The sequence below is a fragment of the Rhizobium sp. WSM409 genome (assembly GCF_057653825.1).
The window spans coordinates 4,004,885-4,027,933 of sequence record NZ_CM172794.1 but is presented as its reverse complement, the minus strand read 5'-3'; the positions used below and the strand labels follow the sequence as shown (position 1 = coordinate 4,027,933).

Genomic DNA, 23,049 nt, shown 5'->3' with positions numbered 1-23,049 from the left:
GCTGCCCAGCTTCGGGCGGGATGGATCAGTATTCCCGTTCGTAGACAATCCCGGCTTCGCCCTCGCCATTGCCGCCGGCCCCTCCGCGCAGCTTGACGCCGCGGCCGACATCGAGGTTGATCACCGCCTTGGCGCCGGCCGAACCGCCCTGCTGCAATTCGAAATAGGTGCGGTCGTTGAGATAGCGGCCGACGCTGACGCTCGTCTGGCCCTTGGAATCGGTGCTGACGTCGAAATCGTCGACGCCGAGCTGGTTGCGCAGACCTTCGAAAAGCGAGGTGGAGCGGTTGCCGGCCAGCTGACTGACGGCGTCGGCGAGCTGGGCGATCTGCACCGGCGAGAGCTTCGACATCGACTGGCCGAAAATCAGCTGCGCCAGCACTTCGTCCTGCGGCAGCTGGGGCGAGGAGGAAAAGGTGATGGCGGGGTCGGTGGCGAGACCTGCGACGTCGACGGTCAGCGTCGTCGTGCCGGAGGCCGAGGTCGCTTCCATATCGAGCGCCGGCGTCATGTCGCCGGCAAAGGTGATCCGGCTCTTGTCGGAGAAATCCAGGCGGCGGTTGAGAATGGTCATGCGGCCGCGGCGCATGGTGAAACCGCCGGTCACGATGGGTGCAGCCGCCGTTCCGCGGATCGTCACCAGGCCGCCAAGCTCGGCGTCGATGCCGCGGCCGCGCACGAAGATATGCGAGGGCGCATCGATTTCGAGATCCAGGGTGATCACGGAGGATTTCTCGCCGGGTTTGCGCTCGCCGTCATCGCGCAGCTGCGCAAGTACCGCGCGCGGTGCATTCTTGTGGCGGATGTCGATTTCTCTCAGCGAGGTCGGCAATTTTTCCGGAACCGTGATCGAGGTCTTGTCCAGCCGAAGCTTGCCGCTCAGCGTCGCATTGGTGATCGGCCCGCGCAGGCCGACTATGCCATTGACGGTCGAGACGACAAGCGTTCCATCGACATAGACTGCCTTGTCGAGCTTGATCGAAATGTCGGCGGGAAAGCCGCCGGCTGGCTGGATGCCGATGGTGCCGCTGGCCGAAATCGTGCCGCCGCCGCCAAGGCTGCCGTTGAGGCGCGATATCACGGCCTGGCTGCCATTGAAGGTCACGGTTGCCGTCAGATTGTTGACAGCAAGATTGCGCCGGACGTCGACGAGCTTGGCGCCATTGGTCGAGACAGTGCCGTTGATGACGGGTGCTACGGCCGTTCCGCCGATCTGGAGATTGACGGTGGCGACGCCGTCGGCGACGAGGCCCTGTTGCGCAAGCGGGGCGCCGAGCACGGCGAAAGGAAGATTGCCTGTGAAGCGCATGTCCATGGCGCGATTGCCTGTGATGACGACGCTGCCGCCGCCCTTCAGCGACATGCCGGCATCACCGGCAAGACTGGTATCGACCGTCAGCCTGTTTCCGGCAAGTTTGCCTGATGCGTCGATGCTGAACGGCGAAAGGCCGGCACCTTTTGTCTGGCTCGTCGCTGCGTTCTTCCAATCAACCTTGAAGTCGACGGAGGGCGCCGATAGCGCGCCGGTGGCCTTTACGGTCGCCGAGACCGCGCCCTCGGCTGCAAGGCCGGGAACGAAGCCGTTGGCAATGCCGGCCGGAAGATTGGTGGTATTCGCCGTGACATCGAGCGACCGGATCGACGTGCCTGCGATGGCAAGATTGCCGGCAGCTTTCAGCGCAATGCCGCCGCCGTTGAGGGCGGCATCGAAATCCAGCCTGTCACCGGCGTATTTCCCGGTCGCCGCCAACGCAAGGCGGGACAGGCCGGCAGCCTTGGTATGGCTGGTCGCGGCATCCTTCCAGTCGAGCTTGAAATCGACGACCGGATTTGCCGGGGTTCCCGACGTTACGGCGTTTGCCGAAAGCGTGCCTTCGGCACCGAGTCCTGGAACGAAGGCGTTTGCGATATTTGCCGGCAGCGCCGGGATATCGGCATTGATCGAAAGGTCCCGGATGGCCGTTCCCGCGATCGTGACGCCGCCCGTCGCCTTGGCCAACACGCCGTCCTTGCCGGTAAGGTTGGCATCGAAGTCGACCCGATCGTTGGCGAACTTGCCGGATGCCGCGGCACTCAGGCCCGAAAGGCCGCTGCTTTTGGTCTGGGCGGTCGTGGCGTTCTTCCAGTCGAGCTTGAAATCGACCGCTGGCTTTGGCAGCGCGCCGGAGGCGGATGCCGTGCCCGACACGGTGCCTTCAGCGGCAAGACCGGGGACGAAGCCGTTGGCGAGGCCTGCAGGAAGGTTGGCGAGATCGGCCTTGACGTCGAGGTTGCGGACTGACGTGCCTGATATCGCGATGTTGCCGGCGGCCCTCAGCGAGAGGCCGTCCCGGCCGCCGAGATTGGCATCGAAATCGAGCCGGTCGTCGGCGAAGCGTCCGGATGCGGCAAGTGCGAGGCCCGAGAGATGAGCGCTTCTGGTCTGGCTGGTCGCAGCATCCGCCCAGTCGAGCTTGAAGTCGGCCTTCGGTGCGGCAGGGGTCCCGGCGGCGGACATAGTGCCGGATATCGTGCCGCCGGCCGCCAGATCGGGAACGAAGGCGTTTGCGAGGCTGGCCGGAAGCTTGGCGATCTCGGCATCGACCTTGATGCTGTCGATCGCCGTACCGGCCAATGCGACATTGCCCATGGCCTTCAGGGAGAGGTCTTTATCGCCGCTGACCGCCGCATTGAAATCAAGCTTGTTTTCGGCAAATTTTCCCGATGCGGTCAAGCCGAGCGCTGCAAGGCCAGCACGTTTCGTGTGGCTCGTCGCAGCGTCTTTCCAATTGAAATCGAAATCGGCACTCGGGGCGGAAAGTGACCCGGTGGCCGAGATCTTTCCAGAGATCGTGCCTTCGGCGGCGAGATCGGCGACGAAGCTGTTTGCGATATTAGCCGGGACATTCGCCAGCACGGCATCGACTTTGACGTTGCCGATCGTCGTGCCTGTGATGGCGACATTGCCGTTTGCCTTCAGCGAGAGGCGGTTGGCGCCGCCGATCACTGTATCGAAATCGAGCTTGCTGTCTGCAAATTTACCGGATGCCTTGAGGCCAAGATCGGCAAGGCCGACGCGCTTCGTCTGGCTCGTCGCAGCACCTTTCCAATCGAGATCGAAATTGGCGGTGGGGGCAGCGAGGGAACCGGAGGCCGCCACTTTTCCTGTAATCGTGCCTTCGGCGGCGAGATCGGGAACGAAACCATTGGCGATGCGCGCAGGCAGGTTGAGGATATCGGCGTTGACATCAAGCACCGGTGCCTTCGGGTCGGCGAGCGCGACATTGCCGGCAGCCTTGAGCGAAAGGCCGTCATTGCTGCCGACCGTCGTGTTGAAATCGAGCTTGTTGTCGGCGAATTTGCCGCCGGCGGTGATGCCGAGCGGTGCCAGGCCGGCGCCTTTGGTCTGGCCCGTCGTCGCATCCTTCCAGTCGAGCTTGAAATCGGCGACCGGTGCCGCCGGTGTTCCGGTCACGGCAATCGTTCCGGAGATCGTGCCGCCGGCTGAAAGGTTGGGCACGAAACCGTTGGCGAGGGCTGCCGGCAGCTCGCGGATGTCTGCATCGAGCTTCAGCGTTTCGCCGGCGGAACCTGTGACGGTCACCGAACCGGTGCCGGTCTTCAGCGTCAGTTCGTTCAGGCTGGCGGCACCGCCGCCGACGGCGACCTGCGTCGGGGCGGCAAGCTCGATCGGGATATTGCGGGGGCTTGCCGAGAACCGGTCAAGGTTCAGGTGCATCGTGCCGTCCGCTGCCTCGATATTGCCGGCGGCCAGCACGGGATTGCCGTCATAGGCAGCATTGAGATCGAAATCGGTATGGTCTTGCTGCTTGGTAAACCTAAGCGAAAGGCCGGCGAGCCTGTTCGTTCCGGCACTTACCTCCTCGGCCTTGACCGTGCCGTTTGCCGCAAGGGCTTTGAGATCGCTGACCGTGACATCGATATCCGGCTTGACGATCGCAAGCGTATCACGGCGGATCGAGCCGCCGGTCGCAAGCAGCTTGAGCGCAATCCTGCCGCCATCGCTGCTGACGCCGAGCGACCCTTTGAGATCGCCGTCGGCCTTCTGCCCGCCGAGTGCGGCGAGCAGGCCGACATTGGGGAAATCGAAGGTCAGTGCGGCTGTTGGCTCCAGGGTAGGCGAGAATTCCACATTGCCGGTCAGCCGGTTGCCGCCGATATCGGCGGTCAGCGCCGGGATGCTCGTCTTGCCGTCCTGCGAACTTATATCACCGTTGATGCCGATCGGCTGGCCGTCGATCGTGCCGGTGGCGGCGATCCTGCCCTGCGGCGCCTTGGGATCAGCAAGACCCGACAAGTCGATATTGAGGTTGCCGAGCGTGCGGTCTGCCATTTCAAGGCTGGCGGCCTTGAGATTGGCCGTCACGGAAATTGCCGGGAGCTCACCTCCCACTCTCAACGCATAACCCGCCCCACCGCTGGCGCCGGGGATGAGCTTGCCGATGTCAGGCAGCCGGCCCGAGAGATCGGCATTCAACATCCCGCCATCGAGTGCGACGTTGCCGGCGGCTTCGAGCGTACCGGACTTCAGGACGAGATTGGACAGCGCGAATTTTGACGGGATGGTGCCGACCACCTGGCTTTCGAGCGAGATCGGTCCGTCGAACCTGCTTGTCACCGCAGCCGGCAGGGCTGCCGGGTTGATGGTGAGCTTGAGGTTGCCGGTCAGCGCTTTGTCCGCCAGCCGGTAGGAGCCATTGAGGCCGCCGTTGATATTGGCGCTTTCGACGGTGGTGCCGTTGAATCCGATGCCGGAGGGCGAGATCTGCAGCGGCGAGGCGATCGTGACCGGGCCTTGGACGGCGCGATTGAGGTTCGGCTCGGTAAAGGTCGTATCGCCAGCAACGAGGCGCAGCTGGACGCTGCCGGAACGGGCGGCGAGATTGAAGGCGTCGCTCTTTGCGGTCAGCTTGATGTTGCCGATAGTGGCCTGCGGCAGGGTTGCGGTGTCGAGCGAGCCGCTGACGTTCAGTCGGGCGGTCTGCGCATCGCCTGTCAGCGCCAGGTTGAGGCCTGATATCAGGAAGCGGGCATCGCCTTCGGCGAGCGGCCAGCGGAAATCGACAGGCCCCGACGTGCCGAGCAGATTGGCGTTCAGGCTGTTGTTGCCGGCAGGATCGAGGGTACCCGATGCGGCGATCACAACGCTGCCGGTGGCGATATTGCCGGTCTGGATATCGATCTTGCCGTGATTGTCGAAGGTGGTGGCAAGATCGATATTGGTCTGGCCGGCAAAAAGCGGCCGGAATGCCGATGGAAGCAGCGAGCTCAGGTCACCGCCGCCCTTGAGGTCGAGGTGGTGCAGCCCGTCTTCCGTAATTTGGTGCCGGGCTTCGATTGCGGCACGTTGCTGCCCGTCGAGGGCGGCCTGCAATTTGCCTTTCCAATCGGATATCGGCCCCTGGCCATCGAGATCGATGTTAACGGCCGGGCTGTCCGGCAGGCCGAGAAAGCCCGCCAGCAGTCCGCCCTTCGGCTCGGACAGCTGCGCCTTCAGCCGCAGCCGGTTTTCGGCTGGCGCAAAAGCGATGTCGGCGGCAAGCCGCGCATCCGGAACCGCGTGACGGCTGACATTGACGACGGCCTCGCCGCCATCGCCGTTCGCCGAAAGGCTGCCTTCGGCAGCGAGCGCAAAGGCGCGGCCGGCAACGGGTGCGGCAAGTTTGATATCGGGCAGCGCGATGCGGTCGACATCGACCTTGATCGGAAGGCTGAATCCGCCGGAATTTTCAGCTTGGGGCCGCGAGGGCAGGGTGCGTACCGGCTTGCGCAGCACGTTGATCGCTTCGATCTCGAAGCGTTTGGCATGGAAGGTTCCGGTCAGTAGCGCAAACGGATTCCAGTCGATCGCGACGCCATGAATTTCCGCAAAGACGCCCCTGGTGTCGGAGATGGAGATCTCGGCGGCGCGAAGCCCGCCGGTCAAAAGGCCTTGCGGTTCGCGAACCTCGATCGTCATGTCGCGGTTGGAAAGCGTGGAGGCTATCTTTTCGGTAACGATGCGAGCGCCAAAACTGGTGAAGCCGAAGATCGCCAGTGCGACGACGGCAAGAATCAACGTGGCGCCGACGGCATAGCCGGTGAGCCGTACGATCCAGTTGACGATTTTTGTCAGCGTTTGCATCGGCGCGAACACTACCCCGTTTTCATGACGGCTCACAGATCGGAAAACACGAGCGGAATCGGCAACCCTAGAAGGATTGGCCGATGCCGGCGTAGATTCCGTAATCTGTGCCATCTTCGTACTTGTTCAGCGGCATGGCAAAATCAAGCCGCAACGGGCCGAAAGGCGTTGCATATCGTATTCCGGCGCCGGCGCCGGCGCGAATATCGGAAAAACCTGGAAAGGTGCTGTCCGATACGGTGCCGACATCGATGAAGGGCACGATGCCGATCGTATCGGTGATCTTGATGCGGGCTTCCAGCGAACCAGTCACATAGGAGCGGCCGCCGGTGGGATCGCCATTGTCGTTGTAGGGCGAGATTTCCTGATAGCTGTATCCGCGCACCGAGCCGCCGCCGCCGGCAAAGAAGCGCTGCGTGGCGGGAATGTCCCCAATGCTATCGCCGCCGATCAGGACGCCGGCGGCGACCTTGCCGGCAAGCACCACGCCGTCTTCCTGGCCGAACGGCAAGTAGCCGGAGATCGAGCCCTCGAATGCCGCATAGGGCGTGGCGTTGAAGATCTCGTAGCCGGGCTTTGCCGAGAGCGTCGCGCGATAACCCTCTGTCGGGTTGAACTTGTCGTCGCGTGCGTCGCGATCATATTGGATCGGCAAGGTGAAGGTCAGATAGTCGTTCGTGCCGAAGGCGTCGTCGTCGCGCTCCCAGCTGACCTCGCCGCTCGCGGAGATCGTGTCCTGGTCGGTCAGCTCGTAGGAAAGGCCGAGCGAGGCGGTGACGAGCGTGGCGTTATAGGCATCCGGATTTTCGGTCTTGGCGATGATGCCGGCCTTCAGCGTGGCGGCGGGGAAGAAGGCGCCGGGCTTGGTGAAGAGGATGCCGGCGGAATAGTCGAGGCTGCCGACATCCGTCGTTTCGCCAAGCCGCGAGACCGCTCCCTCGATCCTCAGCGTTTCGGCTTCGCCGAACAGGTTGCGGTGGCCCCAATAGCCCTGAACGCCGAAGCCGTCGGTGGTGGAATATTGCGCGCCGACGCCGAAGTAGCGTCTCTTGCCTTCCGAAACCTCGATCGTCATCGGCAAGGTGCCATCCGGTGCCAGCGCATCCCCTTGGTGGATGGTGACGCTCGAAAAGACGCCGAGGGCGCGAAGGCGTTCGCCAGCCTTTTTCAGCGCTTCCGGGGAATAGGCTTCGCCCTTGTTCAGCCGGGAATAACGCTGGATGAAAGCTGGCCTGACGGTCTTCTCGCCGGTGACTCCGACATCGCCGATCGGGGCGATGGGACCGCCTTCGGCAGCAAGGACGATATCGACGGTATCGCTGTTGTGATCGGCGACGACCTTGCGTTCGGTCAACTTGGCAAACGGCCGGCCTTCGCTCTTCAATTGTTGGACGATCTTGTCACCGGCCCTGATGATGGCGAGCGAGCCGGCCTGCGCACCGGGGGCGAGATCGTAATCGGCGGGATTATGGTTTGCGGCATCGCCGCCGAACTGGACCTCCCTGACCTTGAAAACGGGGCCGGGAGCAATGTCGACGGTAACGGGGATCGGCCCGGACCGGTCGAATGTCGGATTGGGCGGCAGGTCGTCGATATTCTTGCCGTCGATGGTGATCGTCACCAAGCCGCCATAACGGGCCTTTTCATACAGAGTGGCGATCAGCCGCTCACGGTCGTCGCGCGCCTTGACGACCACGCCGAGATCGCCGGACACCGGCTGCTTCTGGTCGCTGACGAGACGGGAACTGTTTTCCAGCGCTTCTTTCAGGTCGGGATCGGCGGTATCGGCTTTGAGGTCGACCTGGTAGCGCACCGGATCGGGCACCTGTTCGCCTTCGTCTTCTTCCTTACCGAAAATGGTGATGCCGAAAAGCTTGAAGGCGTAAGCGTCGCCGATCAGGACCGGTGAGAACGCAGCTGCCGCTGCGACCACCATCATGGTGCCTGTTCGCCGATACGCAGTACTTGTTTTCGGGCCTGTCCCTCTGATCCGCATCCGCCGCTTTTGGTTATGTCTACATTGAAGCTTCGTTGCCCAGCCGTGAACAGCTTAGCGACAAAATCGCGCGGGGTGTACCATTTTAAATTGCCAACGCGCTAATTTAGCACAAAAAATCCCGGACCTGTGTCCGGGATTTCCTGAATTTACCGATTTCCAAGTGCTCTCAGCGCGGGCAACTATCGATGTAGCGGCGGCCGTAGCGGTCGCGATAGTAGCACTGGCCGGGTTGTTCGGCGACGCTGCCGATGAGGGCGCCGGACACGCCGCCGATAGCGGCGCCGACTGCCGCGCCACGGACGTTGCCGGTGACTACGCCGCCGATGACGGCACCTGATGCAGCGCCGATGCCGGCGCCCTGCTGCGTCGGCGTGCAGCTTGCGATCGACAGGCCGATCAATGCGAGTATGACAACTTTCTTCATCTTTTTTCTCCGAGGTTGTTGCCCAGTGGGCAAAGGCCGTCCCTTTTATTTTTTGTCAGGCTAGACCGAAAACTATGTCGGAAGAAAGGGTTGTCCATCCGGTGTGCTGATTTTTTTGCGATCGGGCTGGGTCGCCTTTTGCTCGGTCCGCAAACTCGGCTGCCTTCTGCGGCATCAATTTCGTTGATCGCGGCTTGCATATTTTTTATCTGGAATCATTCAAAAATCTGGGCCTTTTGCCGCAGTTGATGTTAAAGCAAAGGGTAAGGATTGACGCGCGGACGTCCAGTCATCAAGAACATCCGCGCGATACTGGAGCATATGATGGATTTCGAAGCGTTTTTCAAAAACGAGCTGGACGGGCTTCATACCGAGGGCCGTTACCGCGTTTTTGCTGATCTCGAACGTCACCGCGGCAATTTTCCCCGCGCGACGCGTTACACCGCGGATGGCGAGAAGGAAGTCACGGTCTGGTGCTCCAACGACTATCTCGGCATGGGCCAGCATCCGAAGGTGATCGAGGCGATGAAGAACGCCATCGACCACTGTGGCGCGGGTGCGGGAGGCACCCGGAATATTTCTGGCACCAACCACCATCATGTCATGCTCGAGCGTGAGCTTGCCGACCTGCACGGCAAGGAAGCAGCGCTGATCTTTACGTCTGGCTATGTTTCCAACTGGGCAGCGCTTGGCACGCTCGGCGCCAAGATCCCCGGCCTGATCATCTTCTCCGATGCGATGAACCATGCCTCGATGATCGAGGGCATCCGCTATGCAAAGTGCGAAAAGGTGATCTGGAAGCACAATGACGTGGCCGATCTCGAAGCCAAGCTAAAGGCCGCCGATCCGAAGGCGCCGAAGCTGATCGCCTTCGAGAGCGTCTATTCGATGGACGGCGATATCGCCCCGATCAAGGAGATCTGCGACCTCGCCGACAAATATGGGGCGATGACCTATCTCGACGAAGTGCATGGCGTCGGCATGTACGGCCCGCGCGGCGGCGGCATCGCCGAGCGCGAAGGGCTGATGGACCGGTTGACCGTGATCGAAGGCACGCTCGGCAAGGCATTCGGGGTGATGGGCGGCTATATCGCCGCTTCGACGGCACTTTGCGACTTCATCCGCTCGTTTGCCTCCGGCTTCATCTTCACCACGGCGCTGCCGCCGGCACTTGCCGCCGGCGCCGCCGCCTCGATCCAGCACCTGAAGGTCAGCCAGTTCGAGCGCGCCCGCCATCAGGATCGTGTCCGCAAGCTGAGAGCACTGCTCGACCAGCGTGGCATTCCGCATATGCCCAATCCGAGCCATATCGTGCCGGTGCTGGTCGGCGATGCGGCCAAGTGCAAGTGGATCTCCGATCTGCTGCTCGACAATTGCGGCGTCTACGTCCAGCCGATCAACTATCCGACAGTGCCGAAGAAGACCGAGCGCCTGCGCATCACGCCGACGCCGCTGCATTCCGACGCCGATATTGCCCATCTGGTCGAGGCGCTGCATTCGCTCTGGTCGCGGTGCGCGCTCGCAAGGCACGTCGCCTGATTTTTCGATGATCGCTCGGTTCGAACCGTAGTTCAGGGCCTCCACTGGAGGTTCTGACAGCGATCGGTCTTGCTCCCGCAAGACGCTGCAACAAACCTCCCTTGCCCGTTTAAGGTCATCCGCTCTGCGCTTGGTCTTAAACCGATGACACATCGCAATCGGCCCGACCGATGCGCGTGGATCTTTTCCTGTGCTTGCGTCCTCCCGCAAGCTGCGTTGCCGATCCCAGCTTTAGAGTCGCATGAGAAAACCTTTTCTCACTTGACATGGAGATTGGTAAAAGCTTTTCTCAGGTCACTTCAGAAGGAGGATGTTCTGAACATATCGGGAGGAAAAAGAGGCAGGATCACCATCCACGAGGTGGCGGCGGCTGCCGCGGTGAGCATCTCGACGGCGTCGAAAGCTCTCAATGATACCGGCCGGATGGGGTCGGAAACGCGCGAACGGGTGAAACGGATCGCCGCCGAAATCGGATATCGGCCGAATGCGCTGGCGAGAGGTCTTCTCAGCAAGCGCAGCTTCACCATCGGGCTGCTGACGAACGACACTTACGGCCGTTTCACGCTGCCTGTCATGGCGGGTATCTCGGACGCACTCGTCGATCACGGCGTTTCGGTCTTCCTGTGCGCCATTGAAGACGATCCGGCGCTCGCCCAGATCCATGTCGATGCGATGCTGGACAAACAGGTCGACGGCATCATCGCGACGGGAAAACGCCTGGACCGGCGCCTGCCTGTCGATCTGTCGAATTTGCATGTGCCTGTGGTCTATGCGTTCACCGAGGGGGCGCAAAACAGTGTCACCTTCCGGTCGGACGACGAGCAGGGTGCGAAGCTGGCCGTCGAATGGCTGATGAAGATCGGACGGCGGCGGATTGCGCACATCACCGGGCCGCAGGATTTCTTCTCGGTGCGGGAACGTGCCGGCGCCTATCACGAGGTGGCCGGTCACCGCGAGCCGGTGCTCTACGGCGTCTGGTCGGAAAGCTGGGGGCATGATGCGGTCGAACAGCTTTGGAAGAGACCCGGAGAAAAACCGGATGCGCTCTTCTGCGGCAATGACCAGATCGCCCGCGGCGCTGTGGATGCGTTGCGCGAGCGCGGCGTCAAGGTGCCGCAGGACGTCTCGGTCATCGGCTTCGACAATTGGGAGATTGTCGCGGCCCAGACGCGGCCGCCGCTGACAACGGTGGACATGGAACTGAAGGAGCTCGGGCGGCAAGCCGGATTGACCGTGCTTGCACTTGCGGAAGGCCGGCCTGTCGAGCCGGGAGTGAGGAAATTGCCGTGCCGGCTGATCGTCCGGCAGTCATGCGGGGGAAAGCCCCCAAGGGAATGAGAACAAGAGAATGAGCAAAGGCGCGAGGAGATGCGCCATATCGGGAGGAGTGTCATGATCAAGCGTCTATTGGCTGCGACCAGCATCGCTACCTTATGTCTGGTGTCGGCCGCGTCAGCTGCCGAAAATGTCGAAATGTGGGTTCGCTCGGGGATTGGCGATGCCTTCAAGAAGGTCGTCGAAGCCTATAATTCCGGTCACGAGAACAAGGTCGTGATGACCGAGGTGCCGTTCTCCGAGCTGGTACAGAAATATGCGACGGCAATCGCCGGCGGACAGGCGCCGGATGCCTTGTCGATGGATCTCATTTATAATCCCGCCTTTGCCGCGGCCGGCCAGCTGGAAGACCTGACGGACTGGGCAAAATCCCTGCCCTATTTCAATTCGCTTTCGCCATCGCATGTTCGCCTCGGCACCTATCAGGACCGGATTTACGGCCTGCCGCTTTCGGTCGAAACCTCCGTCTTCGCCTGGAACAAGGATCTCTACAAGAAGGCCGGTCTCGACCCGGAAAAAGCGCCGGCGAATTGGGACGAAATTACCGCCAATGCTGAGAAGATCCGGGCGCTGGGTGACGATACCTACGGCTTCTATTTCTCCGGTGGCGGCTGCGGCGGCTGCATGATCTTCACATTCACGCCGCTTGTCTGGGGTGCCGGCGCTGATATTCTGTCGGCCGACAGCAAGACGGCGACGCTCGATACGCCTGAGATGCGCAAGGCCGTCGATATCTACCGCAACATGGTCAAGAAGGACCTCGTACCGGCGGGTGCCGCCAGCGACAACGGCGCCAACTTCCTGACCTTCACCAACGGCAAGATCGGCCAGCAAAGCCTCGGCGCCTTTGCCATCGGCACGCTGGTAACCGAGCATCCCGATATCAACTTCGGCGTGACCCTCATTCCTGGCGTCGACGGCAAGCCCTCGTCCTTTGCCGGCGGCGACAACTTCGTCATCACCAAGGGCACGAAGAAGATCGACGCGGTGAAGGAGTTCCTCGAATATATCTATTCGATGGACGGCCAGAAGATCATGGCGAAGTATGGCAGCCTGCCGACGCGCGGCGATATCGCCGACAAAGTGCTTGAGGGCCTCGATCCGCGCATGCAGGTCGGCCTGAAGGCGATCGGCGTCGCCAAGACACCCTATACGCTGCAGTTCAACGACCTGATCAACAGCGCCAACGGGCCTTGGGCCAGCTTCACCAACGCCTCGATCTTCGGCGACGATGTCGACGGGGCGTTTTCGAGCGCCCAGTCGGAGATGCAATCGATCATCGATAGCGGCCAATAACTCTCTCCCGGCCGCGGCCGGGGAGCGGTGGCAGCTTCCCGGCCAATTTCACTCGACAGATGCGGAGCGTTTTGATGACCGGTTCCGGTTCAGAGATTCTATTGCCTCGGCGCAAGCGACGGCGCCGATCGAACTGGCGCGGCCTCGTCTACATTGCGCCGGCCATGGCGCTGGTCATCGTCTTCTTCATCATGCCGGTTCTCTTCACCGGATGGATGAGCCTGCATAACTGGCCGCTGATGGGGGCGTCACGCTGGGTCGGTTTCAACAATTATGTCCGCATGGCCAACGACACCCGTTTCATGACGGCGCTGAATTTCACGGCCTATTATACCGTGATCGTCACCATCGCGATCTTTGCCATCGCCTTTCCGCTGGCAATCTTCGTCGAAAAGGAACGGCAGTTCGTCGGCGCCTACCGGACGATCATCTTCCTGCCCGTCGTGGTCGGCCTTGCCACCGCCTCACTGCTCTGGGTCTGGCTCGCCAATGTCGATAGCGGCTTCATCGGCCCGGCCTTGAAGGCGCTCGGCCTCGTCGAAAAGAGCCCCAATCTGCTTGCGACCTTCGACACCGCCTTTCTGACGGTAGTGGTGATGGTCGTCTGGAAAATCGCCGGCTTCACCATGATCATTCTTTTGACCGGGCTTCAGGCCATTCCGTCCGAGCTGACGGAGGCCGCCCGCATCGACGGCGCCGGCCGCTGGCAGCGTTTCCGGCATCTGACGCTGCCGCTGATGCGCAAGACGATCGCATTGGCGCTGATCGTCTCCGTCACCGGTTCGATCCTCGCCTTCGACCAGTTCTACATCATGACGTCGGGGGGACCGCAGAACAAGATGATCTCGGTGGTCTACTACATCTTCAATCAGTCCTTCGTGTCGTTCAATCTCGGTTATGGCGCAGCGCTGTCGATCGTGCTTCTCGCCATCCTGGTGGCGATCAGCATCGTGCAGCTCTGGCTGCTTCGCGTCGGGGAGGAGCGTCCATGACCACGTCAAGGGAACGCCGCGCGCGCAAGGCCATTCGGACGAAGTCGGCCTATCATCTGACCGGCATCGCTATCTCGATCTTCTTTCTCGCCCCCTTCGTGATCACGCTGTTGTCGTCCTTCCGGCATGGCACGGAGGCCAGCCTGCCGCCCTTGCCGCCATGGCCGACCTCAGGCGTCAGCATCGATTCCTACGCGCTGCTCGACACGTTCGGCGCCGGTATCTGGCGGCACATGATCAATTCGCTGTTCGTTTCGGTCGCCACCGTGGTGCTCACCGTCGCTGTCAGCCTGCTCGCCGGTTATGGCTTCTCGCGCTATCGATTCCCGCTGAAGAATGCGCTCTTCGTGCTGATCATCGCGACGCTGATGATCCCGTTCCAGTCGATCCTGACACCGCTCTTCATCATCCTTGCAAAGCTCGGCCTCAACAATTCGCTGCTTGGGCTGACGCTCGTCTATGTGACGCTGCAACTGCCCTTCTCGGTGTTCATGATGCGCAACGCCTTCGACGCCGTGCCGAAGGAGATCGAAGAGGCTGCGCGCATCGACGGCGCGCGCGACCTCCGGCTTCTGGTGCGGGTTCTTCTGCCGCTGGTGCTTCCCGGTGTCGCGACGGTCGCGATCTTTGCCTTCCTCAATGCCTGGAACGAGTTTCTCGCTGCGCTGGTGCTGCTTTCCAGCAATGAGAAATACACCCTGCCGGTGCTGATGACGGCGGTTCGCGCCGGACGGCTCGGCGCCATCAACTGGGGAGCGGTCCAGGCCGGTGTCGTCGTCATGACGATCCCTTGCCTGATCGTCTTCCTGCTCCTGCAACGCTACTACATGCGCGGGCTGATGGCCGGCGCGGTGAAATGATCTTAGAGAAAGTGGAGCCTATGACCAAACCAAGCAATGACCGCCAGTTTCGTCCCGTCGCCGTTCCCGATGTGGAGCTTGGCGGCTTCTGGGGCAAATGGCAGGACGCCGTCTGCAATTCCACTGCCGAGACCCTGCTCGACCGCTGCGTCGAGGCCGGCATGCTCAAGGCGATCGATGTCAGCCAGCCGAGCCCGGGGGTCGTCATTCCCATTCAGCCATGGGGCGGGACGACGCAGATGTTCTGGGATTCCGACCTCGGCAAGTCGATCGAAACGATCGCCTATTCGCTCTATCGCCGGCCGAACCCGAAGCTCGAAGCGCGTGCCGACGAGATCATCGACATGTATGAGAAGCTGCAGGATGAGGACGGCTATCTGAACGCCTGGTTCCAGCGTGTGGAGCCGAGCCGCCGCTGGACCAATCTGCGCGACCATCACGAACTCTATTGCGCCGGCCACCTGATGGAAGCCGCGGTCGCCTATTATCAGGCGACCGGCAAACGCAAGCTGCTCGACATCATGTGCCGTTATGCCGATTACATGATCAAGATTTTCGGCCATCGCGAAGGCCAGATATCAGGCTATTGCGGCCACGAGGAAGTCGAGCTGGCGCTGGTCAAGCTCGCTCGCGTGACGGATGAGAAGAAATATCTCGAGCTGTCGAAATACTTCATCGACGAACGCGGCACCGAACCGCATTTCTTCACCGCCGAGGCAAGCCGCGATGGGCGCGATGTCTCCGAGTACCACCAGAAGACCTATGAATATGCGCAGGCGCACCAGCCGGTGCGCGCGCAAACAAAGGTCGTCGGCCACGCCGTGCGCGCCATGTACCTCTATTCGGGCATGGCCGACATCGCCACCGAATACAAGGACGACAGCCTGACGGCAGCGCTGGAAACGCTCTGGGACGATCTGACGACCAAGCAGATGTACATCACCGGCGGCATCGGGCCGGCGGCCTCCAACGAGGGCTTTACCGATTACTTCGATCTGCCGAACGATACCGCCTATGCGGAGACCTGCGCCTCGGTCGGGCTGGTGTTCTGGGCGAGCCGCATGCTCGGCCGCGGTCCGGATCGGCGCTATGCCGACATCATGGAGCAGGCGCTTTACAACGGCGCTCTGCCGGGGCTTTCGATCGACGGCAAGACCTTCTTCTATGACAATCCGCTCGAAAGTGCCGGCAAGCACCACCGGTGGAAATGGCACCATTGCCCCTGCTGCCCGCCCAACATCGCCCGGCTGGTGACGTCGATCGGCTCCTACATGTACGCCGTTTCGGATAACGAGATCGCCGTGCACCTCTATGGTGAAAGCACCGCGCGGCTGAAGCTTGCCAATGGCGCCGAGGTCGAACTCGAGCAGACCACCAATTATCCGTGGGAAGGTGCGGTCGCCTTTACCACCAGGCTGGAGAAGCCGGCGAAGTTTGCACTGTCGCTGCGCGTTCCGGACTGGGCTGATGGCGCAACCCTCAGCGTCAACGGAGAGATGCTCGATCTCAATGCCAATATGCGGGACGGATATGCCAGGATCGATCGTGAGTGGGCCGCGGGCGATCGTGTCGCCCTCTACCTGCCGCTGGCGCTTCGGCCGCAATATGCCAACCCGAAGGTGCGCCAGGATGCCGGGCGCGTCGCATTGATGCGCGGCCCGCTGGTCTATTGCGTCGAAACGACCGACAACGGCGAAGACCTCAACGCCATCGTCCTGCCGCGTGAGCTCTCCACAGCCGAAACCGTCGTGCTGAAGGATCTCAATGATGCCGTCGCCCTCGATCTCAAGGTCGAGCGCGAGGAAACATCGAACTGGGGAACAGCGCTCTACCGCAAGGCGCCGGCGGAAAGGCAGGTCGCCACCGCGCGTTTCGTGCCCTATCATCTCTGGGACAACCGCGCGCCCGGAGAGATGCTCGTCTGGGTCCAGTCGGACAGATAGGTCTTTTTGGGGATGACCAACGGTATGGGTAACAAGAGCGTCGTGCTCCAGGACGTGCGAAAAAGCTATGGCAATCTGCAGGTGGTCCACGGGATCGACCTGACGATCGCGGAGGGCGAATTCGTCGTCTTCGTCGGCCCTTCCGGCTGCGGAAAATCGACGCTTCTTCGCATGATCGCCGGCCTGGAAGACGTGACCGACGGGGAGGTCGAGATCAAGGGACGTGTTGTCACCGATCTCGATCCGTCCGAGCGCGGCATCGCCATGGTCTTTCAGTCCTACGCACTTTATCCGCATATGAGCGTGCGCGACAATCTGGCCTTCGGGTTGAAGATGGCGCGCACCAATGCCGCGGAGATAGAGACCCGCGTCAAGGCCGCCTCCGCGATCCTGAAGATCGACCATCTCCTCGACCGGCGGCCGGGACAGCTTTCCGGCGGCCAGCGGCAGCGTGTGGCGATTGGCCGGGCGATCGTGCGCAAGCCGGACGTCTTCCTGTTCGACGAGCCGCTGTCCAATCTCGATGCGGAACTGCGCGTTTCGATGCGCATCGAGATCGCCCGCCTCCACCGCGAACTCGGCAATACGATGATCTATGTCACGCACGACCAGACGGAGGCGATGACGCTCGCCGACAAGATCGTCGTGCTGCGCGACGGCCGCGTCGAACAGGCGGGAACGCCGCGGGAAATCTACGAGAATCCCTCCAATACCTTCGTGGCGGGCTTCATAGGCTCGCCGAGGATGAACCTGCTGAATGCCCGCTGGGGTGAGGGAGGCCTGGTCGAAGTCGCCGGCCGGCAGATCGAAAGCGGCCTGCCGCCGGCGAACAGACCGGTCGGTGGCGCGGTGACGCTCGGTCTGCGGCCGGAGCATCTGAAGGTCGCCTCCGACCCATCGGGCAGCCTGACGGCCAGGGTCGATTTTTCGGAATATCTCGGGGGAACGCAATATCTCTATTGCCAGCTTGCCGATGGCCAGTCGCTGACCGTCGAACATCGGTCACCGATCAGTATCGCGGCGGGCGAGCAGGTGAGCCTGCTGTTTGAACCGTCGGATTGCCGGTTGTTCGACGAGGGTGGCAACCGATTGCGCTAGCCAACAGCGGTCGTCAGGATCACAGGCGGGCGACCACTCCGCGATCGGGCGGTCTGAACTTCACTCGGCGATCGCTAGTGTCATGAGCTCTGCCGCCCTTTGCCGGGCCTGCCTGTCGGCGGCGAAGACATCGTCCATGCCGGAAGCCGGCGGCAGGCCGGCGAGGTCGTCCATGACCCTTTCGGTGATCTCGGCCATGGCAAGGAAAGACAACCGCCCTTCGATGAAGGCTTCGAGCGCCACTTCCTTGGCGCCGTTCAGCACTGCGCCCTGAACGCCGCCGCGGGTCATCGCCAGGCGCGCGAGCCGCAGCGCCGGAAACCGCACGTCATCCGGGGCCTCGAAATCCAGCCTGGCGAGCTTGGCGAAATCCAGCCGCTCCACCGGCAGGTTCGGCCGGCGCGGAAAGGACAGGGCATAACCGATGGCGGTGCGCATATCGGGCGCGCCGAGCTGCGCCAGCACCGACCCATCCGTATAGCCGACCATTGAATGGATGATCGACTGCGGATGGAAGATGACCTCGATCTGTTCGGGTCTGAGGCCGAAAAGGTGCCGGGCTTCGATCATCTCCAGCGCCTTGTTGAACATCGAGGCGCTGTCGATCGAGATCTTCAAGCCCATCGACCAGTTCGGGTGGGCGCGTGCGGTTTCCACCGTCACATTAGCCATGTCACGCAGCGAGGCGGCGCGGAAGGGGCCGCCCGACGCCGTCAGGATGACACGCTCGACGGCGTGGCGCTGGTTCTCTTCCAGAACCTGGAAGATGGCGTTGTGCTCGCTGTCGACCGGAAGCAGCTTGCCGCCGCCCGCGCGGATCGCTGCGATGAACAGATCGCCGGCCGATACCAGGCATTCCTTGTTGGCAAGGGCGATATCGGCGCCGCGGCGTGCGGCGGCAAGCGTCGGGGCCAGGCCCGCAGTGCCGACGATTGCCGCCATCACCCAGTCGGCTTCGCGGTCAGCGGCGTCCATCAGGCCGGACTTTCCCGAAGCGACGGCGATGCCGGTGCCGGAAAGTGCGCTCTTCAGTGATTCGTAATGGCGGTCGCTTGCCGTCACCGCCAGCCGCGCGCCGGATGATTTCGCCTGCCGGGCCAGCAATTCGACATTGCCGTTGCCTGTCAGCACGGAGATTTCGAAGTTCTCCCGTCCGCCCAGATGATCGACGACATTGAGTGTATTTTGGCCGATCGAACCCGTCGAACCGAAGATGCTGAGGCGCCGCGGCGCGCTTTTGCCGGTCATCATGTGGAATTTCGCGAAAATTTCTCTCGAGGCTCAGGCTCTACTAGGCTTTGGAGGGGGCGGCAAGTGTGCGGTGCAGCAGATTTCAACCCTTAAGGGGTTTACAGAACGGCGGTTGGATGTGATCCTTCTAACATTGCCTGAGGAATCGCGGTTCCGTTGCGGCCGGTTTCGGTCGCATGGCAAGTTGGGGCGCTGCGCGGCGTCCATCGAAGAACAGGCACTCGGTGCCGCCGGCCTTTCGGCCAAACATTAAGTCGAGGATGAAAACCGGGATGGACGGCTTGGCCGTAATCCCTCATCGCGTTCGCTTCGAGCGCTTTCATGTGCGCTGCTGCATCGACTCCGCGCAGCAGCCCTGTGGCAGGTCAAAACGTTTTACCTTCATGACGACATTCAAATTAGCATGCATTCTTTTCGCCATCTTGCCCTCGCTCACAGCCGCAGCGAAGGCGGACGACCTGGTGATCTGGTCGCCGGCCAAGCTTTCGGAACAGTCCTACAAGGCAACGATCGGGTTTCGCCTGCCGGCGGAATGGGAGACGAGCGCTGGCGCCGACATCGCGCTTGCCTCGACCAAGGGCGGGGCGCTGCTGCCCGATTCCGAACAGGCAATGCTTTGGGGCAGGATCATCAGGGCGAGCGTCACCCCGGCAAGCCGGTCACAGCAGGGTGCCAGCGTCAGCGTCGACACGCTGCGCGGCAGCGGCGCGCTGACCCTCAGCCGCTCGCGCAGCTGGATCCTCTCCGATTCGCTCGACATGCAATCGAGCCGGTCCATCAGCGTGCAATATGACGCGGTCGAGGCCCGGCAGGCTTCGGTGACGGCATCGCAGGCGCTGAAGCTGATCCATCCCTGGACGGGAACCTCGCTTTCAGCAGGGACGGGCATCAGCAATGCCAGCGGTGACTTCTCGAGCACGGTGGGGGTCAGCCAGGCCATTCTGCCGAATCTCAATCTCGATGCCTCGGTGAGCAATCCATTTTCAGGGGGTGAGGCGGGCAGCGTCAATCTCCGCTATCGCGTCAACTGGTAGCCGGTGCTGAACCAAACTCTGCCGACAGCGTTTCCTACGAGGTTTCACGGAGGAACGGATCATGGTTTTCAAGGAGCAGACATTTCACGGGCTCGAGCCCGAGATGGAAATAGAGATCGCCAATCGTGCAGCGGTCGAAGCGGCCGTCGCCAATGCGCTGGCGATTGCCGGCGGCATCGATGCGTCGGATGTCGAGGTGACGATGGAGTACGACCAGATCGTATTGAGCGGCACCGTGGGCACGGTGGGCGAAATCGAACGGGCAACCGCGGTTGCCCAAGCCGTCGAGGGCGTGCATGTGGTGCAGAACCGGATCCTGCTTGGCGGAGCCTCGCTCGACGGCACGCATTAGCCGGATGACGGGTTACCCCCGGGCCAGACCTGCGGGACGAGGAATAGTTCCACGTCGTCGCCTATAAGCTGGCGCTCAGCTGATCAACCGGCGAAGCGTTCGACGAGGAAGGACGAGCCGGCCAGACGATCTGTCTTCTGCGCGGCGACCGACCCTTGCGGCTGATAGGCGATGGCAAGCAGCACGGCGCTGACGGCGACATAGGCGATAGCCAAAAGAATCATCTTGATACGCATGATGAATACTCCTGTTTCACAATAAACGCGGCTGATATTGCGAAGTTCCTCATCGGCGGGGTCAGATAGGAAAAGCCCGGCCGATAGGCTCAGCCGGGCTTCCCTGCATGGATTGCCTTATCGGCAGATTCGGGTTTCCTTGACGACCGTATGGCCGTGACGGCGGATTTTTTCCGTCTTGGTGAAGCAGTCCTGGGAGACGTGGCGCGGCCGCATGTGATGGCGGTAATAGGGCCGTTCCGCGTGACGGTAAGTGGGACGCGCATCATCCGTGGTGATGGTCACACTTGCCGCCTGGGACGGCATTGCGGAAAAAATGGACGCAGCAGCAAGCGTGCAGGCAAGGATAATCTGTTTCATGACAAGCCTCTCTTTCTGAGTTGGTCACGGCATCAACTCGCCGGAAGTGCCGTCGGTTCAATCACATAGAGTTACCGATTGTGACGGAGGCAGAAACCTTTGACGCGCCGGATCGTTAGCGCAGGGGATAGCCGGAGGCATCAATCATGGGACCGATTGCAAGGATCATCACCGTCGTCGCCGGGCTTGCCGGCGGCACGGTGTTTTCGCAGGCGCCGGAATTTGCCCAGCAATACCGCCAGCGGATCGGCGGGGCGATCGACGAATTGCGGGTCATCGTCGAGGATTTCAATGCCCAGGCGGCCGCGCACCATCTCGATCGCCAGCAGGCGCTGAACGCCTATGCGTTATCGTCCGACGATTTCCTGCGCGACCGCGGCGTCTCGATGCAGAGCACGATCTCGCGCTATGAAACGCTGCTCTCGCAGCAGCTCCACCTCGGCACCGCCGCCCCAGTCGCCAAACCTTTCGTTCTGCTGGGGAATGCCGATGACGTCGTTTTCGCCAATACCTGGCGCGACTTCGTGCCCGGCGTCCCCGTCAGCTTTGCGGGTCTTGTCTGGGGCGCGATTGGCTTTGTCGGAGGTTGGGTCGTGGCGGCGTTACTGGGATTGGGGGCGCGGCGGTGGACAAGAACCACGCGGCCGTCACCCCGGCCTTGGAAGAATGGAAGCGGCTGAAGACACTCGGGGTCGGTATATCATGACTAATTGCGCTAGCCGGTCTCACAGTCGGCGGGATGGTCGCCTATGCGAGCGATGGTGCTGTGGCGACCCTTAGGCATTGGCTGAAAATCAACTGATCGCCAGCGCTTTGCGTGCAAGGCTTTGACAGAAGCGCTTTTGGCCGGATCGGAGATTATTTCGGCTTAACCGGTTTTCACAACGGCTCGTGACAACATTCAAAACTCATCTTAAGGATTTGTTAAACTATAAAAGCGCGGGAGGCTCGCATGGACGGGGGCGGAGTCGAGAAGCCGTTTTACCCAAACTTCAACATGATCAGGCTCGTCGCAGCCTCGATGGTCATCTTCTCGCATGCGTTCCTCATCTCGGAAAAGACCGAGGCGAACGAGCCCTTTGTGCGTTTGCTCGGCGAGGGCAAGCTTCTCGGCATATTCGGCGTCTATGTGTTTTTCATCACGAGCGGGTTCCTCGTCACGCAGAGCGCGCAGTTCGGCAGCGTGGGTGGTTTTCTCTGGCGGCGGGCGCTGAGGATATATCCGGCGCTCGTCGTCTGCACGCTGCTCAGCGTCTATGTCTTAGGCCCCTTCTTCAGCCCGTTGGGAATCAGCGGTTACTTGCTCAAGTCGCTTCATGTGAAGACGACAGTGCATTCGTTGCTCGATCCGAGCTTTGGCATGACCCTGCCGCATGTGCAGTTTTATGATCCAGCAATCTCGTCGCTTGCCATCTCCATCAACGGCTCTCTCTGGACGATCGGGCAGGAAATCTTGTGCTACCTGATCGTCGCGGGATTAATGGCAATCGCGTGTCTGCGAGCGCCGTTCATGGCACTTGCGCTCGCCGTGGGCGTGACCTGGGAGCTCTTCTTCGATCATCCGTGGCCAGACAGACGGCTCCTGACTGATTTCACTTTCATCGCTCCCTACTTCTTCTGCGGTTCGTTTCTCTGGTTCGTGATGGACAGGCGGCAGCCAAATATTGTCCTGGCGTTGATCTTCGTGGCGCTCGGCGTGCTCTGCCTCGTCTTCTGGCCCGCCTATCTCCACGGACCTATGTTGTTTGCCTATCCGCTTGCCTACATCGCGACTTCACCGACCATACGCCTGCCGACCCTCGATCGGTTGGGCGACGTCTCCTACGGGACCTATCTCTATGGCTGGCCAGTGGAGCAGGTGATGAACCATGCCCTCGGCCAGTACAGCACGTGGTGGATGGTCTTCGCCCTTTCTTTGCCGACAAGCTTGTTGCTCGGCTGGCTTTCATGGCATCTGCTGGAAAAGCGTGCGCTGCGATTGAAGCGAATTTCATCCTTCCAGCGGCAGCCTTTCAGTCCGTTAAGCTGACTTCGACCCACACACCCGAGCGAGTGCAGTCTGGCGCGCTTGATCAGAAGGTTCTGCCCGTCACATTTGGCCGTGTCGCCATCGACGACGGTCAACGATGCGCAGATGATGCAGCAATCATCGCAATATCTATTCGTTCGTCGTGGCCGACGGCTCTGCCAAAGACGGGCACCGTGT

At 61.6% G+C, this 23,049-nt stretch carries 17 protein-coding genes and 1 pseudogene; 12 read left to right on the top strand and 6 right to left on the bottom strand.

What is annotated here, in order from left to right; all coding sequences use genetic code 11:
- Positions 1-25: 25 nt before the first annotated feature.
- The 3 genes from AC25BC_RS19845 to AC25BC_RS19835 all read right to left on the bottom strand — a co-directional run bounded on the left by AC25BC_RS19845 (position 26) and on the right by AC25BC_RS19835 (position 8,547).
- Complete coding sequence (locus tag AC25BC_RS19845; RefSeq protein ID WP_012759225.1) at positions 26-6,124, bottom strand: translocation/assembly module TamB domain-containing protein; 6,099 nt, start codon at positions 6,122-6,124, stop codon at positions 26-28.
- A 67-nt stretch (positions 6,125-6,191) separates the two neighbouring features.
- Complete coding sequence (locus AC25BC_RS19840; protein WP_171815702.1) at positions 6,192-8,120, bottom strand: autotransporter assembly complex protein TamA; 1,929 nt, start codon at positions 8,118-8,120, stop codon at positions 6,192-6,194.
- A gap of 169 nt (positions 8,121-8,289) precedes the next feature.
- On the bottom strand, positions 8,290-8,547 hold the full coding sequence (locus tag AC25BC_RS19835; protein ID WP_012759223.1) for a YMGG-like glycine zipper-containing protein: 258 nt from the start codon (positions 8,545-8,547) through the stop codon (positions 8,290-8,292).
- A 324-nt stretch (positions 8,548-8,871) separates the two neighbouring features.
- Between AC25BC_RS19835 and hemA the strand changes: the two genes are divergently transcribed.
- From hemA to AC25BC_RS19800, 7 genes are all read left to right on the top strand, one after another.
- Positions 8,872-10,086, top strand: a complete 1,215-nt coding sequence (gene hemA / locus AC25BC_RS19830; protein WP_012759222.1) for a 5-aminolevulinate synthase — start codon at positions 8,872-8,874, stop codon at positions 10,084-10,086.
- Positions 10,087-10,446: 360 nt separating this feature from the next.
- The gene (locus tag AC25BC_RS19825; RefSeq protein ID WP_012759221.1) at positions 10,447-11,424 is read left to right on the top strand and encodes a LacI family DNA-binding transcriptional regulator; all 978 of its coding nucleotides are present in this window, start codon (positions 10,447-10,449) and stop codon (positions 11,422-11,424) included.
- 54 nt (positions 11,425-11,478) lie between these two features.
- On the top strand, positions 11,479-12,717 hold the full coding sequence (locus AC25BC_RS19820; RefSeq protein ID WP_012759220.1) for an ABC transporter substrate-binding protein: 1,239 nt from the start codon (positions 11,479-11,481) through the stop codon (positions 12,715-12,717).
- 74 nt (positions 12,718-12,791) lie between these two features.
- Complete coding sequence (locus AC25BC_RS19815) at positions 12,792-13,709, top strand: carbohydrate ABC transporter permease (RefSeq protein WP_012759219.1); 918 nt, start codon at positions 12,792-12,794, stop codon at positions 13,707-13,709.
- Positions 13,706-14,569 carry a carbohydrate ABC transporter permease gene (locus AC25BC_RS19810; RefSeq protein WP_012759218.1) on the top strand — a complete coding sequence of 288 codons (864 nt, stop codon included), beginning with the start codon at positions 13,706-13,708 and terminating at the stop codon, positions 14,567-14,569. Before AC25BC_RS19815 ends, AC25BC_RS19810 begins: the two co-directional genes overlap by 4 nt.
- Positions 14,570-14,589: 20 nt before the next feature.
- Entirely contained in the window at positions 14,590-16,512 is a 1,923-nt protein-coding gene (locus AC25BC_RS19805; RefSeq protein WP_041935583.1) for a glycoside hydrolase family 127 protein, read from the top strand.
- A gap of 24 nt (positions 16,513-16,536) precedes the next feature.
- Positions 16,537-17,610 carry an ABC transporter ATP-binding protein gene (locus AC25BC_RS19800; protein WP_171815701.1) on the top strand — a complete coding sequence of 358 codons (1,074 nt, stop codon included), beginning with the start codon at positions 16,537-16,539 and terminating at the stop codon, positions 17,608-17,610.
- Positions 17,611-17,670: 60 nt separating this feature from the next.
- Here AC25BC_RS19800 and dxr read toward each other — a convergent pair whose 3' ends face one another.
- Positions 17,671-18,861 (bottom strand): 1-deoxy-D-xylulose-5-phosphate reductoisomerase, encoded by a 1,191-nt coding sequence (gene dxr / locus AC25BC_RS19795; RefSeq protein ID WP_012759215.1) that lies wholly within the window; start codon positions 18,859-18,861, stop codon positions 17,671-17,673.
- Positions 18,862-19,244: 383 nt separating this feature from the next.
- Here dxr and AC25BC_RS19790 point away from each other — a divergent pair, with 383 nt between their 5' ends.
- Positions 19,245-19,895, top strand: a complete 651-nt coding sequence (locus tag AC25BC_RS19790) for a hypothetical protein (protein WP_080518578.1) — start codon at positions 19,245-19,247, stop codon at positions 19,893-19,895.
- A gap of 61 nt (positions 19,896-19,956) precedes the next feature.
- Positions 19,957-20,247, top strand: coding sequence for a BON domain-containing protein (locus AC25BC_RS19785; protein WP_012759213.1), 291 nt, complete (start codon positions 19,957-19,959; stop codon positions 20,245-20,247).
- Between the two features lie 83 nt (positions 20,248-20,330).
- On the opposite strand, the gene AC25BC_RS19780 is transcribed toward AC25BC_RS19785, so the two are convergent.
- Both AC25BC_RS19780 and AC25BC_RS19775 read right to left on the bottom strand, forming a co-directional pair.
- Entirely contained in the window at positions 20,331-20,483 is a 153-nt protein-coding gene (locus AC25BC_RS19780; RefSeq protein ID WP_012759212.1) for a hypothetical protein, read from the bottom strand.
- Between the two features lie 117 nt (positions 20,484-20,600).
- Positions 20,601-20,843, bottom strand: a complete 243-nt coding sequence (locus AC25BC_RS19775) for a hypothetical protein (protein WP_012759211.1) — start codon at positions 20,841-20,843, stop codon at positions 20,601-20,603.
- A 146-nt stretch (positions 20,844-20,989) separates the two neighbouring features.
- Between AC25BC_RS19775 and AC25BC_RS19770 the strand changes: the two genes are divergently transcribed.
- The 3 genes and pseudogenes from AC25BC_RS19770 (at position 20,990) to AC25BC_RS19760 (ending at position 22,872) form a co-directional block, all read left to right on the top strand.
- A complete protein-coding gene (locus tag AC25BC_RS19770; RefSeq protein WP_017995333.1) occupies positions 20,990-21,523 on the top strand; it encodes a DUF2937 family protein in 534 nt (177 codons plus the stop codon).
- Positions 21,469-21,645: pseudogene (locus AC25BC_RS19765) on the top strand (DUF1515 domain-containing protein); the annotation flags it as partial. The gene AC25BC_RS19770 and the pseudogene AC25BC_RS19765, both read left to right, overlap by 55 nt.
- Positions 21,646-21,795: 150 nt before the next feature.
- Positions 21,796-22,872: an acyltransferase family protein gene (locus tag AC25BC_RS19760; protein WP_012759209.1), complete on the top strand. Its 1,077-nt coding sequence runs from the start codon at positions 21,796-21,798 to the stop codon at positions 22,870-22,872.
- The last annotated feature ends 177 nt before the right edge of the window (positions 22,873-23,049 follow it).